Annotated in this window: 9 protein-coding genes; all 9 read left to right on the top strand. The window is 67.5% G+C overall.

Features of this window, described 5'->3' with window-relative positions; translation table 11 throughout:
* Positions 1-385: 385 nt before the first annotated feature.
* The 9 genes from rpoB to rpsJ all read left to right on the top strand — a co-directional run bounded on the left by rpoB (position 386) and on the right by rpsJ (position 14857).
* Positions 386-3817: a DNA-directed RNA polymerase subunit beta gene (rpoB, locus tag HNR22_RS15950; RefSeq protein WP_179781033.1), complete on the top strand. Its 3432-nt coding sequence runs from the start codon at positions 386-388 to the stop codon at positions 3815-3817.
* Positions 3818-3897: 80 nt separating this feature from the next.
* A complete protein-coding gene (locus HNR22_RS15945) occupies positions 3898-7785 on the top strand; it encodes a DNA-directed RNA polymerase subunit beta' (protein ID WP_088950242.1) in 3888 nt (1295 codons plus the stop codon).
* Positions 7786-7879: 94 nt separating this feature from the next.
* Positions 7880-8248 (top strand): hypothetical protein, encoded by a 369-nt coding sequence (locus tag HNR22_RS15940; protein WP_179781032.1) that lies wholly within the window; start codon positions 7880-7882, stop codon positions 8246-8248.
* A gap of 640 nt (positions 8249-8888) precedes the next feature.
* On the top strand, positions 8889-9269 hold the full coding sequence (locus HNR22_RS15935; protein WP_179783572.1) for a hypothetical protein: 381 nt from the start codon (positions 8889-8891) through the stop codon (positions 9267-9269).
* Positions 9270-9773: 504 nt separating this feature from the next.
* Positions 9774-10148 (top strand): 30S ribosomal protein S12, encoded by a 375-nt coding sequence (gene rpsL, locus HNR22_RS15930; protein WP_007465318.1) that lies wholly within the window; start codon positions 9774-9776, stop codon positions 10146-10148.
* 1 nt (position 10149) lies between these two features.
* Complete coding sequence (gene rpsG, locus HNR22_RS15925; RefSeq protein ID WP_007465317.1) at positions 10150-10620, top strand: 30S ribosomal protein S7; 471 nt, start codon at positions 10150-10152, stop codon at positions 10618-10620.
* Between the two features lie 75 nt (positions 10621-10695).
* The gene (gene fusA, locus HNR22_RS15920) at positions 10696-12792 is read left to right on the top strand and encodes an elongation factor G (RefSeq protein WP_179781031.1); all 2097 of its coding nucleotides are present in this window, start codon (positions 10696-10698) and stop codon (positions 12790-12792) included.
* A 212-nt stretch (positions 12793-13004) separates the two neighbouring features.
* Positions 13005-14198 carry an elongation factor Tu gene (tuf, locus tag HNR22_RS15915; RefSeq protein ID WP_088950239.1) on the top strand — a complete coding sequence of 398 codons (1194 nt, stop codon included), beginning with the start codon at positions 13005-13007 and terminating at the stop codon, positions 14196-14198.
* 350 nt (positions 14199-14548) lie between these two features.
* On the top strand, positions 14549-14857 hold the full coding sequence (gene rpsJ, locus HNR22_RS15910; RefSeq protein ID WP_007073037.1) for a 30S ribosomal protein S10: 309 nt from the start codon (positions 14549-14551) through the stop codon (positions 14855-14857).
* The last annotated feature ends 2 nt before the right edge of the window (positions 14858-14859 follow it).

Genomic DNA, 14859 nt, shown 5'->3' with positions numbered 1-14859 from the left:
AAGAAGCGGCGACCCGGATACCGGCCCTTGACGCGGCCCCGGGCTGCCAGGCACGCTGACACCAGCAAGACACCGCGCTTGCGACGGCCACGACGTGGGTATGACAGCGGCGGCACCATCGGCCGCTTCGACCCGAGCGGCCCAGTGGGGACGTTGCGTTCTGAGCGGCCCGGCAGACCTCGGTTGACGGGGGCCGAGGCACGTTCCGCAAACGCCCTGCGGGGTGGGCTGGACAGCGGTTAGCCTCTCGGCTACACTGCTAGTTTGCGCTGCCTTCCGACTTGACCCCTGCTCGGAAATGTCCGTTTACGGATATTTCTGGTGGGGTCATTGGAGTGCACGCGTACCAGCCGTTCTGCAGCACCGGTCCTCGGAAGGACGCATCTTGGCAGCTTCCCGCCCTGCGAAGACCAGTCGTACGTCGAGCGCATTCGCTCCCCGCCGAGTTTCATTCGGCAGGATCACCGAACACCTCGAGGTCCCCAACCTCCTTGCCATCCAGAACGAGTCCTTCGACTGGCTCGTCGGCAACGAGGCTTGGCAGGGCCGGTCGGCGGACGACCCGCACGCACGCTCGGGTCTCGCGGAGATCCTTGAAGAGATCAGTCCCATTGAGGACTTCTCCGGCACCATGTCACTTTCCTTCTCCGCGCCGCGCTTCGACGAGGTCAAGGCCTCGATCGAGGAGTGCAAGGAGAAGGACCTGACCTACTGCGCTCCGCTCTTCGTGACCGCGGAGTTCACCAACAACACCACTGGCGAGATCAAGAGCCAGACGGTGTTCATGGGTGACTTCCCGATGATGACGCCCAAGGGCACCTTCGTCATCAACGGCACCGAGCGCGTCGTGGTCAGCCAGCTCGTCCGGTCCCCGGGCGTGTATTTCGACAAGCAGCCGGACAAGACCTCCGACCGCGACCTCTCCAGCGTCAAGGTCATCCCGAGTCGGGGTGCCTGGCTGGAGTTTGACATCGACAAGCGCGACACGGTCGGTGTACGTATCGACCGTAAGCGTCGGCAGGCCGTCACGGTCCTGCTCAAGGCCGTCGGATGGTCGGCTGAGCGGATCCGCGAGCGGTTCGGCTGGTCCGAGCTGATGATGACCACGCTCGAGAAGGACCACATCGCCGGCGCCGACGAGGCTCTGCTCGACATCTACCGCAAGCTGCGCCCTGGCGAGCCGCCGACGCGCGAGAACGCCCAGACCCTGCTCGACAACCTCTTCTTCAACCCGAAGCGGTACGACGTCGCCAAGGTCGGGCGCTACAAGTTCAACAAGAAGCTCGAAGTGAACGTGCCGATCACCACTGGCACGCTCACCGAGGACGACATCGTCGCCACCGTGGAGTACCTGTGCCGGCTGCACGCCGGTGAGGACGGCTACGAGGCCGACGACATCGACCACTTCGGCAACCGTCGCCTGCGCACCGTGGGTGAGCTGATCCAGAACCAGGTTCGGGTCGGCCTGTCCCGCATGGAGCGGGTCGTCCGCGAGCGGATGACCACGCAGGACGTCGAGGCGATCACGCCGCAGACCCTGATCAACATCCGCCCGGTGGTGGCGGCGATCAAGGAGTTCTTCGGTACGTCGCAGCTGTCCCAGTTCATGGACCAGACCAACCCGCTGGCGGGCCTGACCCACCGGCGCCGGCTGAGCGCGCTCGGCCCGGGTGGTCTGTCCCGCGAGCGGGCCGGCTTCGAGGTCCGCGACGTGCACCCGTCCCACTACGGCCGGATGTGCCCGATCGAGACGCCGGAAGGCCCGAACATCGGCCTGATCGGCGCGCTGTCCACCTTCGCCCGGGTCAACCCGTTCGGCTTCATCGAGACGCCGTACCGGAAGGTCGTCGAGGGTCGGGTCACCGACCAGATCGACTACCTGACCGCGGACGAGGAGGACCGGTTCGTCAAGGCCCAGGCCAACGCGCGCCTGAAGGCTGACGGCACGTTCGCCGAGGACCGGGTGCTCTGCCGTCGTAAGGGCGGCGAGACCGAGGACGTCGTCCCCGGTGCCGTCGACTACATGGACGTCTCGCCCCGGCAGATGACCTCGGTCGCGACCGCCATGATCCCGTTCCTCGAGCACGACGACGCCAACCGGGCACTGATGGGCGCGAACATGCAGCGCCAGGCGGTGCCGCTGGTCAAGGCCGAGGCGCCGCTCGTGGGCACGGGCATGGAATACCGGGCCGCGGTCGACGCTGGCGACGTGGTGGTCGCCGAGGTCGGCGGTGTGATCGAGGATCTCTGCGCCGACTACGTCACCATCCACCAGGATGACGGCCACCGCCGGACGTACCTGCTGCACAAGTTCCGCCGCTCCAACGCCGGCTCCTGCGTCAACCAGAAGCCGGTGGTCTTCGAGGGCGACCGCGTCGAGGCCGGTCAGGTCATCGCCGACGGTCCGTGCACCGACGAAGGCGAGATGGCACTCGGACGCAACCTGCTGGTGGCGTTCATGTGCTGGGAGGGCCACAACTACGAGGACGCGATCATCCTGTCGCAGCGCCTCGTGCAGCAGGACGTGCTCACCTCGATCCACATCGAGGAGCACGAGGTCGACGCCCGGGACACCAAGCTCGGTCCGGAGGAGATCACCCGCGACATCCCGAATGTCAGCGAGGAAATGCTCGCTGACCTCGACGAGCGCGGCATCATCCGGATCGGTGCCGAGGTCGTCCCCGGCGACATCCTGGTCGGCAAGGTCACGCCCAAGGGTGAGACCGAGCTGACCCCGGAGGAGCGACTGCTCCGCGCGATCTTCGGTGAGAAGGCGCGTGAGGTTCGGGACACCTCGCTGAAGGTGCCGCACGGCGAGACCGGCACGGTCATCGGTGTGCGCACGTTCTCCCGCGAGGACGGCGACGAGTTGCCGCCGGGTGTCAACGAGCTGGTCCGGGTCTACGTCGCCCAGAAGCGCAAGATCCAGGACGGCGACAAGCTCGCCGGCCGGCACGGCAACAAGGGCGTCATCTCCAAGATCCTGCCGATCGAGGACATGCCGTTCCTTGAGGACGGCACCCCGGTCGACATCGTGCTCAACCCGCTCGGTGTGCCGAGCCGGATGAACATCGGCCAGGTTCTGGAGACCCACCTCGGTTGGGTCGCCAAGACCGGTTGGAAGGTCGAGGGTGACGACGCCGACTGGAAGCGCCAGCTCCGCTCGATCGACGCGCACGAGTCCGAGGGGGACACCAACGTGGCCACCCCGGTCTTCGACGGTGCCCGCGAGGAGGAGATCTCCGGTCTGCTCGAGTCGACCCTGCCCAACCGGGACGGCAAGCAGCTGATCGGGCGTACCGGCAAGGCACAGCTGTTCGACGGTCGTTCCGGCGAGCCGCTGCCCGACCCGATCGCGGTCGGCTACGTCTACATCCTGAAGCTCAACCACCTGGTCGACGACAAGATCCACGCTCGTTCGACCGGGCCGTACTCGATGATCACGCAGCAGCCGCTGGGTGGTAAGGCGCAGTTCGGTGGTCAGCGTTTCGGTGAGATGGAGTGCTGGGCGATGCAGGCGTACGGCGCCGCGTACGCCCTGCAGGAGCTGCTCACGATCAAGTCCGACGACGTGCTCGGCCGGGTGAAGGTCTACGAGGCCATCGTCAAGGGCGAGAACATCCCGGAGCCGGGCATCCCGGAGTCGTTCAAGGTGCTGCTCAAGGAGCTGCAGTCGCTGTGCCTCAACGTTGAGGTGCTCTCCAGCGACGGTGTGGCCCTGGAAATGCGCGAGACCGACGACGAGGTGTTCCGGGCCGCTGAGGAGCTGGGCATCGACCTGTCCCGGCGCGAGCCGAGCTCGGTCGAAGAGGTCTGAGGTGAGCGGTCGGGGGCCGGTTCGCCGGCCCCCGACCCCGCCCGAGAATTAGCAGTACAGACGACGACATAGGGGACATAGTGCTCGACGTCAACTTCTTCGACGAGCTGCGCATTGGTCTCGCCACCGCCGACGACATCCGTCAGTGGTCGCACGGCGAGGTCAAGAAGCCTGAGACGATCAACTACCGCACCCTGAAGCCGGAGAAGGACGGGCTCTTCTGCGAGAAGATCTTCGGTCCGCAGCGTGACTGGGAGTGCTACTGCGGTAAGTACAAGCGCGTCCGGTTCAAGGGCATCATCTGTGAGCGCTGCGGCGTCGAGGTGACTCGCTCCAAGGTCCGTCGTGAGCGGATGGGGCACATCGAGCTCGCTGCTCCGGTGACCCACATCTGGTACTTCAAGGGCGTTCCGAGCCGGCTGGGCTACCTGCTGGACCTCGCCCCCAAGGACCTCGAAAAGATCATCTACTTCGCCTCGTACGTCGTGACGAGCGTGGACGCGGAGTCGCGTCACCGTGACCTCTCGACGATCGAGAACGAGATCCTGGCCGAGAAGCGGCAGTCCGAGAACAGCCGCGACTCGGAGATCGAGAAGCGGGCCGCCAAGCTCGAGGCCGACCTGGCCGAGCTGGAGGCCGAGGGCGCGAAGGCGGACGTCCGGCGCAAGGTCAAGGAGGGCGGAGAGCGCGAAATGCGCCAGATCCGCGACCGGGCCCAGCGCGAGATCGACCGCCTGGACGAGGTGCTGGACACCTTCCGCAAGCTGGAGCCGAAGCAGCTGGTCACCGACGAGCTGCTCTACCGCGAGCTGCGCGACCGGTTCGGTGAGTACTTCACCGGGTCCATGGGCGCCGAGGCGATCAAGGCGCTGGTCCAGAACATGGACCTCGACGCCGAGGCCGAGAGCCTGCGGGAGACCATCCGGTCCGGCAAGGGTCAGCGGAAGATCCGGGCGCTCAAGCGGCTCAAGGTCGTGGCGGCGTTCCTGAACACCCGCAACTCGCCGCTCGGCATGGTGCTGGACTGCGTCCCGGTCATCCCGCCGGACCTGCGCCCGATGGTGCAGCTCGACGGTGGCCGCTTCGCGACCTCGGACCTGAACGACCTGTACCGCCGCGTGATCAACCGGAACAACCGCCTCAAGCGACTGATCGACCTCGGTGCTCCCGAGATCATCGTCAACAACGAGAAGCGGATGCTCCAGGAGGCCGTCGACGCGCTGTTCGACAACGGCCGTCGCGGCCGGCCGGTCACCGGCCCGGGTAACCGCCCGCTCAAGTCGCTGTCCGACATGCTGAAGGGCAAGCAGGGCCGGTTCCGCCAGAACCTGCTGGGCAAGCGCGTCGACTACTCCGGCCGTTCGGTCATCGTGGTCGGCCCCAAGCTCAAGCTGCACCAGTGCGGTCTGCCCAAGCAGATGGCGCTGGAGCTGTTCAAGCCGTTCGTCATGAAGCGGCTGGTGGACCTCAACCACGCGCAGAACATCAAGTCCGCCAAGCGGATGGTCGAGCGTCAGCGCCCGGTCGTGTGGGACGTGCTGGAAGAGGTCATCGGCGAGCACCCGGTGCTGCTCAACCGGGCGCCGACCCTGCACCGCCTGGGCATCCAGGCCTTCGAGCCGCAGCTGGTCGAGGGCAAGGCCATCCAGATCCACCCGCTGGTCTGCACGGCGTTCAACGCCGACTTCGACGGTGACCAGATGGCGGTGCACGTGCCGCTGTCCGCCGAGGCTCAGGCCGAGGCGCGGATCCTGATGCTGTCGTCGAACAACATCCTCAAGCCGGCCGACGGTAAGCCGGTCACCATGCCCACCCAGGACATGGTCATCGGTCTCTACCACCTCACCCACCTCACCGCCGGTGAGAAGGGCGAGGGCCGGGCGTTCAGCTCGGACGCCGAGGCGCGGATGGCCTTCGACAACGGTGAGCTGCATCTGCAGGCGCCCGTCAAGATCCGCCTTCGTGGTGTGGTCGAGGTCGACAACGGTGCCGGCGCCGAGGCGTGGTCCGCTCCGGAGGGCTTCGTCGAGGGTGACGCGCTGACCGTGGAGACCACCCTGGGTCGGGTGCTGTTCAACGAGACGCTGCCGCAGGGCTACCGCTTCGTGAACTACGAGATCCGCAAGGGTCAGCTCTCCGCGATCGTCAACGACCTCGCCGAGCGCTTCCCCAAAGTGGCGCTGGCCGCCACCCTGGACGGGCTCAAGGAGGCCGGTTTCCACTGGGCCACCTGGTCCGGCGTGACGATCGGCATGGAGGACGTCATCGCTCCGCCGCGCAAGGCGGAGATCCTGGCGAAGTACGAGAAGGAAGCCGACCGGATCGACAAGCAGTACCAGCGTGGTCTGATGACCGCCGAGGAGCGTCGCGGCGAGCTCATCGAGATCTGGACCAAGGCGACCAACGAGGTCGCCAAGGAGATGGACACCGCGCTGCCGCAGGAGAACCCACTGTGGAAGATGATCCACTCGGGTGCCCGCGGTAACCTGCTCCAGCTCCGGCAGATCGCGGCGATCCGTGGTCTGGTGGCCAACCCGAAGGGCGAGATCATCCCGCGGCCGATCAAGGCCAGCTACCGGGAGGGTCTGTCCGTGCTGGAGTACTTCATCTCCACGCACGGTGCCCGTAAGGGTCTCGCCGACACCGCGCTGCGGACCGCCGACTCGGGTTACCTGACCCGTCGTCTGGTGGACGTCTCGCAGGACGTCATCATCCGTGAAGAGGACTGCGGCACCGACCGGGCGATCCCGATGCAGATCGGCGAGAAGCTGGACGGCAAGCTCGTCGTCCACACCCACGCCGAGACCAGCGTGCACGCCCGGACCCTCGCGGACGACATCAAGGGGCCGGACGGCACCGTGGTGGCCGAGCGCGGCCAGGACATCAACTCCATCGGGGTCGACAAGATCGTCGCCGCCGGCGTGGAGACGGTCCGGGTGCGCAGCGTGCTTACCTGCGAGTCCAAGCTGGGTGTCTGCGCGGCCTGCTACGGCCGGTCGCTGCCGACCGGTAAGTCGGTCGACATCGGCGAGGCGGTCGGCATCATCGCCGCCCAGTCCATCGGTGAGCCCGGTACGCAGCTGACGATGCGTACCTTCCACACCGGTGGTGTCGCGGGTGAGGACATCACCCAGGGTCTGCCGCGTGTTCAGGAAATCTTCGAGGCTCGGGTCCCGAAGGGTAAGGCGCCCATCGCCGACACCCCCGGCCGGATCCGGATCGAGGACGGCGAGCGCTCGCGCAAGATCATCGTGGTGCCGGACGACGGCAGCGAAGAGATCGTCTACGACAAGATCTCGAAGCGCGTCAAGCTCCGGACCCACGACGGCGGTCACGTCGCGGTCGGCGAGAAGCTGACCGAGGGCACCATCGACCCGCACGAGCTTCTGCGGATCATGGGTCCGCGGGCGGTCCAGGTCCACCTGACCAGTGAGGTCCAGGAGGTCTACCGCTCGCAGGGTGTGCTCATCCACGACAAGCACATCGAGATCATCATCCGCCAGATGCTCAAGCGGGTGACGGTCATCGACTCCGGCTCGACCGAGTTCCTGCCGGGTGTGCTGGTCGACCGGGCGCTGTTCGAGTCGGAGAACCGCCGACTCGTCTCGGAGGGCGGCGAGCCCGCCGCTGGTCGTCCGGTGCTGATGGGTATCACCAAGGCCTCGCTGGCCACGGACTCCTGGCTCTCGGCGGCCTCCTTCCAGGAGACCACCCGGGTGCTGACCGACGCTGCGATCAACTCGCGCAGCGACTCGCTGGTCGGCCTCAAGGAGAACGTGATCATCGGAAAGCTCATCCCGGCCGGTACGGGCATCAGCAAGTACCGCAACGTCCGGGTGGAGCCGACCGAGGAGGCCAAGGCCAAGGTCTACTCGATGACCGGGTACCCGGAGACCGACTACGGCTTCGGGCCGGCCGGCGGGCAGGCTGTGCCGCTGGACGACTTCGACTTCGGGTCGTACCGCTAAGCACCAATCGCACGACGAGGCCCCCGGTTTCCGCCGGGGGCCTCGTCGTGTCCGGACCCACCCACCCCCGGGCCGAGTTCGGCATGATGGGGGTATGACGACCGCACCCGGGCAGGTGCCCGTCGCGCAGCAGGGCCTGCGCCACCCGCTGGATCCGGATCCGGCCCGTGCCACGAAGGCGCGGGCGGTCTTCGCGCTGGGGTTGCTCGGCATGCTGACCGGGCTCTTCGTCGGCGGGGTGGTGCCAGCGACGGTGGCGCTGCAACTGGCCCGGCAGGCGCGCCGTGAGGCGTACGCCTCGGGGGGTTTCCTGACCGGCGGCGCCTGGCTGCGACGGGGGGAGCGGATGGCCTGGGCCGGCCTCGTGCTGGTCGCGGTCACCGTGGTGGCCGCGGTGGTGATCGGGGTGGTGCGGTTGGCCGGCGCGCCGTTCGGCCACGACTACCCGGCGAACATGGACTGAGCCGCCCGCGGCCGCGCCGGGCGCGGACGGCGGCGCCCTCGGCGGTAGCCTGGCCGGTGTCCGCCGTGCGGCGGCGGTGCCCTTTCGACAGGAGGACCTCGTGACGGAACCGGCGCGGCCCCCTGCGGACGAACCGGCCGGTCATCCGGATGCGCCGACCCCGCCCGAGCCGAGTGACTGGGCGCGACCGGACCAGAGCAGCGAACCGCACCCGCCCACGGCCACGCCGGGCGCGCCGTCGTCCCCGGCGCCGTCATCTCCCGCGCCGCACCCCGGCTGGGGCCCGACCACGCCGACCGGCTCAGGTCAGCCGTATCCGGTCTCCGGTGCGCCGACCCCGCCGGGATGGGGTCCGCCGTCGTCTGGGCCTGGCGCATCTCCCGGTTGGGGTCCGCCGCCGTCCGGGCCTGGCAACCCGGCGGGTTGGGGTCCGCCGTCGTCTGGGCCTGGCGCACCTCCCGGTTGGGGTCCACCGTCGTCCGGGCCTGGCGCCCCGGCGGGTTGGGGTCCGCCGTCGTCTGGGCCTGGCGTGCCTGCGGGTTGGGGTCCGCCGCCACCGGGTCACGCGCCCGGTTGGGGTGGCATGACGGGGCATCCGGTGCCGCCGCCCACCGATGACCAACGCCGGCCGCCGAAGCGGGTGGAGATGGTGCCCGGCACGCCGTTCGGTGTCGTGCACCTGGACGTGGCGCCGGTCACCTCCGGGCTGGCCATCGGGGCGCTGGTGGCCGGGGTGGCCTCGGTCCTGGTCTCGCTGCTGGTGATCTGCTTCGGGGTGAGCTTCAAGGACGACGGCGGGGCCTGGGCCTCCGGAGCGTTCGCCGTGCTCGGGGTGCTGGCTGGCGTGGCGGCGATCGTCACCGGTCTGCTCGGTCAGCGGCAGATCCGTCGGCCGGTGACGCCTCCCGCGGTCCGGTTCACCGGCCGTGGGCTCGCCGTTGCCGGAATCAGCTGTGGCGTGGCGGGAGGGGTGCTCAGCCTCCTGGGCCTGGGCCTGGCACTGCTTCTCACTCTGGCCTGAGGCCGGCCACCGTCCGGTCCGCGAGGCCGAGGCCCCCAGGCGACCACCCGGTGCCGGCCCGGGGCCGACGGGTGGTCGCGCGGGGAAGCCGGTACACTTGTGTCTGCAGGTGCCCATCGCGGGCGACGGGGCAGGACGAGATCCGGCCGGCGGATGTGAGACAGTCGCCGGGCCATTCCGTTTTGACCTGGGCGGTTGTGGTAGGTACTCTTTCCCCTTGTGCCCGGGCATGCCCGGGCAACTCGTGCGTGCGCTGTCCCCGGAGTCCGGGCGGCGGCACGACAAGCCAAAGATCCGGGGCGGGGCGACCCGCGCACCGGTGAACAAACCCGGTACGCACGCGAAAGCGTCGCAACGGGGCCGTGACGAGGGCGACACGCCCGACCGCGGGTGCCGGGGTCTCCGCAAGGTGACCCTGGTCGGAATGTAGGAGAGCCGGTCATCAGGCCGGCTAACGAGCGACGGCGCGGCCGCGAATGCGGCCGAAGGGAGCGGAGAAACCCGGTGCCCACGATCCAGCAGCTGGTCCGAAAGGGCCGCCAGGCGAAGACGACCAAGACCAAGACCCCGGCGCTGAAGGGTTCCCCTCAGCGGCGCGGCGTGTGCACTCGCGTGTACACCACCACTCCCAAGAAGCCGAACTCGGCGCTGCGCAAGGTCGCTCGCGTGAAGCTCAGCAGCCAGATCGAGGTGACCGCCTACATCCCGGGCGTCGGTCACAACCTCCAGGAGCACTCGATCGTGCTCGTGCGCGGTGGCCGGGTGAAGGACCTCCCCGGCGTGCGTTACAAGATCGTTCGCGGCTCGCTGGACACCCAGGGTGTCCGCAACCGCAAGCAGGCGCGCAGCCGTTACGGCGCGAAGAAGGAGAAGAGCTGACATGCCGCGTAAGGGACCCGCTCCGCGGCGGCCACTGGTCGCTGACCCGGTGTACAACTCGCCGCTGGTCACCCAGCTGGTGAACAAGATCCTGCTCCGCGGCAAGCGTCAGCTCGCCGAGTCGATCGTGTACGCGGCCCTCGAGGGCTGCCGCGAGAAGTCCGGCACCGACCCGGTCGTCACCCTCAAGCGGGCGATGGACAACGTCAAGCCGACCCTCGAGGTACGCAGCCGTCGTGTCGGTGGCGCCACCTACCAGGTGCCGGTCGAGGTCCGCCCGACCCGGGCGACCACGCTGGGCCTGCGCTGGCTGGTCACCTACTCCCGCGCTCGTCGCGAGAAGACCATGGTCGAGCGGCTGATGAACGAGCTGCTGGACGCGAGCAACGGCCTCGGTGCCGCCGTCAAGCGGCGCGAGGACACGCACAAGATGGCCGAGTCGAACAAGGCCTTCGCGCACTACCGCTGGTAACACCCTGGTTCCGGCGCCCTCGCGGCGCCGGAACCGCCACCAGTTGAGTCGAGACGACGATAAGTAGGGATTGAAGTGGCCGCCGCAGACGCGCTCGCCAACGTACGCAACATCGGCATCATGGCGCACATCGATGCCGGTAAGACCACGACCACCGAGCGGATCCTGTTCTACACCGGCATCACGTACAAGATCGGTGAGGTCCACGAGGGCGCTGCCGTCATGGACTGGATGGAGCAGGAGCAGGAGCGTGGCATCACCATCACCTCCGCTGCTACCAAGTGTGAGTGGAAGGGCCACACGATCCAGATCATCGACACGCCGGGCCACGTCGACTTCACGGTCGAGGTCGAGCGGTCGCTGCGGGTTCTGGATGGTGCGGTCGCGGTCTACGACGGTGTCGCCGGCGTGGAGCCGCAGACGGAGAACGTCTGGCGGCAGGCCGACAAGTACAACGTCCCGCGTATGTGCTTCGTCAACAAGCTCGACCGGACCGGCGCCGACTTCTTCCGCTGCGTGCAGATGATGATCGACCGGTTGAACGCCACCCCGCTGGTGCTCCAGATCCCGATCGGGCTTGAGGGCGACCACATCGGTGTCGTCGACCTGATCGGCATGCGCGCTCTCACCTGGCGTGGGGAGACCCAGAAGGGTGACGACTACGCGATCGAGGAGATCCCGGCCGAGCTGGCCGACTCCGCGGCCGAGTGGCGCGAGAAGCTGATGGAGACCCTGGCCGACGTCGACGACTCGGTGATGGAGAAGTACCTGGAAGGCGAGGAGGTCTCCGTCGAGGAGATCAAGGCCGCCATCCGGCGTGCCACCATCGCCGGCAAGGCCAACCCGGTGCTGTGCGGCTCGGCGTTCAAGAACAAGGGCGTCCAGCCCATGCTCGACGCCGTGGTCGACTTCCTGCCGTCGCCGCTGGACGTTCCGGCCATCGAGGGCACCGCGCCGGACGGCGAGACGCCGCTGGTCCGCAAGCCCTCCAAGTCGGAGCCGTTCTCCGGTCTGGCCTTCAAGATCCAGACGGACAAGCACCTCGGCAAGCTCACCTACGTCCGGGTCTACTCCGGTCTGCTCGAATCCGGCTCCCAGGTGGTCAACTCCACCAAGGACCGCAAGGAGCGGATCGGCAAGATCTACCAGATGCACGCCAACAAGCGCGAAGAGCGTCCGACGGCGCAGGCCGGCGACATCATCGCCGTGCAGGGTCTCAAGCAGACCACGACCGGCGACACGCTCTCCGACCCGGCGAACCCGGTGATCCTGGAGTCGATGACCTTCCCGGAGCCGGTCATCTCGGTGGCGATCGAGCCGAAGACCAAGTCCGACCAGGAGAAGCTCGGCACCGCGATCCAGCGGCTGGCCGAAGAGGACCCGACCTTCCGCGTCCGCTTGGACGAGGAGACCGGTCAGACGGTCATCTCCGGCATGGGCGAGCTGCACCTGGACATCCTGGTCGACCGGATGCGGCGTGAGTTCAACGTCGAGGCCAACGTCGGCAAGCCGCAGGTGGCGTACCGCGAGACCATCCGCCGCAAGGTGGACAAGGTCGAGTACACCCACAAGAAGCAGACCGGTGGTTCCGGCCAGTACGCCCGCGTCATCGTGAGCGTCGAGCCGCTGCCGCTGGACAACGAATCGCCGACCTACGAGTTCGCCAACGCCGTCAGCGGTGGCCGCATCCCCCGGGAGTTCATCCCGTCGGTGGACGCCGGTGCGCAGGACGCGCTTCAGTACGGCATCCTGGCGGGCTTCCCGCTGGTGGGTGTCAAGCTGACGCTGCTCGACGGCCAGTACCACGAGGTCGACTCGTCGGAAATGGCATTCAAGATCGCCGGCTCGATGGTGATGAAGGACGCGGCCCGCAAGGCCGATCCCGCGCTGCTCGAGCCGATGATGGCCGTTGAAGTCACCACTCCTGAGGAGAACATGGGTGACGTCATCGGTGACCTCAACTCCCGCCGCGGCATCATCCAGGCGATGGAGGAGCGCAGCGGCGCCCGCATCGTCAGGGCTCTGGTGCCGTTGTCGGAGATGTTCGGCTACGTCGGCGACCTGCGGTCGAAGACCCAGGGCCGGGCTAGCTACAGCATGCAGTTCGACTCCTACGCCGAGGTTCCGCAGAGCGTCGCGAAGGAGATCATCGCCAAGGCAACGGGCGAGTAACGCCCTGAGCAGGTGATTCGTGGTTGGTCGCGGGAGGTTTCACCCGCCCGCGGCCACCACGATCGGATCGCGTGAGACCGGGCCTGTAGGCTTCATCGCCGCAGAACCCACAATGGCTTCCCGGCCTTCTGGCCGGAAAGGCTGTCGACAGAGTCCTAAGCGCCGACCGGCGCGCCGGGCGTACGAACCAAGAAGTCCACAGGAGGACACCAGTGGCGAAGGCTAAGTTCGAGCGGACTAAGCCGCACGTCAACATCGGCACCATTGGTCACATCGACCACGGTAAGACGACGCTGACGGCGGCCATCACCAAGGTCCTGCACGACCAGTACCCGGACCTGAACCCCTACACGCCGTTCGACGAGATCGACAAGGCGCCGGAGGAGAAGGCCCGCGGCATCACGATCTCGATCGCGCACGTCGAGTACCAGACCGAGTCGCGGCACTACGCGCACGTCGACTGCCCTGGGCACGCCGACTACATCAAGAACATGATCACCGGTGCCGCGCAGATGGACGGCGCGATCCTGGTGGTCGCGGCGACCGACGGCCCGATGCCGCAGACCCGCGAGCACGTGCTGCTGGCCCGTCAGGTTGGTGTGCCGTACATCGTCGTGGCGCTCAACAAGAGCGACATGGTCGATGACGAGGAGCTCCTGGAGCTCGTCGAGCTCGAGGTCCGTGAGCTGCTCTCGTCGCAGGAGTACCCGGGCGACGACCTGCCGGTGGTTCGGGTTTCGGCGCTGAAGGCCCTCGAGGGTGACCCCGAGTGGACCGGCAAGCTGCTGGACCTGATGACCGCGGTCGACACCTCGATCCCGCAGCCGGAGCGCGAGGTCGACATGCCGTTCCTGATGCCGGTTGAGGACGTCTTCACGATCACCGGTCGTGGCACCGTCGTCACCGGTCGCGTGGAGCGCGGCGTTCTCCTGCCGAACGAGGATGTTGAGCTCGTCGGTATCAAGGAGAAGAGCTTCAAGACCAAGGTCACCGCGATCGAGATGTTCCGGAAGACCCTGGACGACGCCCGCGCAGGCGAGAACGTCGGCCTGCTGCTGCGTGGTACCAAGCGCGACGAGGTCGAGCGCGGCATGGTCGTCGTGAAGCCGGGCTCGAACACCCCGCACACGGAGTTCGAGGCGACGGTCTACATCCTCTCCAAGGAGGAGGGCGGCCGGCACACCCCGTTCTTCCAGAACTACCGCCCGCAGTTCTACTTCCGGACCACGGACGTCACCGGTGTCGTCACCCTCCCCGAGGGCACCGAGATGGTCATGCCGGGCGACAACACCACCATGTCGGTGAAGCTGATCCAGCCCATCGCCATGGAGGAGAACCTCAAGTTCGCGATCCGCGAGGGTGGCCGCACCGTCGGCGCCGGGTTCGTCACCAAGATCATCAAGTGAACTAGGTAACCCCGATTAGACCCGCCGCCGGTCGTGCGGCATACTAGTCAGGTTGCGTAACGACAGTTCGTCGCCTGTGTTCGGCTTTCGCTGAACCTCCGGGTGGCGAGGCAGTCGAGCGTGGGGTGGTTGGCGGCCCAGTCGCCAACCACCCTCGCACGGCGTTCAGGTCGCGGTAATGCGATCGGCGCCTTGACCCACCGCGCGGTCAGCACCGCTCCGGAACCACGGGGCGGAGCCCGATCCGAGGGCGCGACACGCCCGACCGCGGGGGTCGGCGAAGTGGGCCTGTACCAGCCGGTACAGGCGCCCGCAACACAGCGGCATCGAGAGAAGGAACAGAAGCCACCATGGCGGGACAGAAGATCCGCATCCGGCTCAAGGCCTATGACCACGAGGTCGTCGACTCCTCGGCTCGGAAGATCGTCGAGACGGTGACGCGCACCGGGGCGCAGGTCGCGGGCCCGGTGCCGCTGCCCACGGAGATCAACCGTTTCTGCGTTATCCGCTCGCCGCACAAGTACAAGGACTCGCGCGAGCACTTCGAGATGCGCACGCACAAGCGGCTGATCGACATCATCGACCCGACCCCGAAGACGGTCGACTCGCTCATGCGCCTCGACCTGCCGGCTGGCGTCGACATCGAGATCAAGCTGTAGGG

Source organism: Micromonospora jinlongensis (assembly GCF_013410645.1).
Taxonomy (GTDB): domain Bacteria; phylum Actinomycetota; class Actinomycetes; order Mycobacteriales; family Micromonosporaceae; genus Micromonospora; species Micromonospora zamorensis.
The sequence above is the reverse complement of the archived record's forward strand: the minus strand, read 5'-3'. Positions and strand labels throughout refer to the sequence as shown.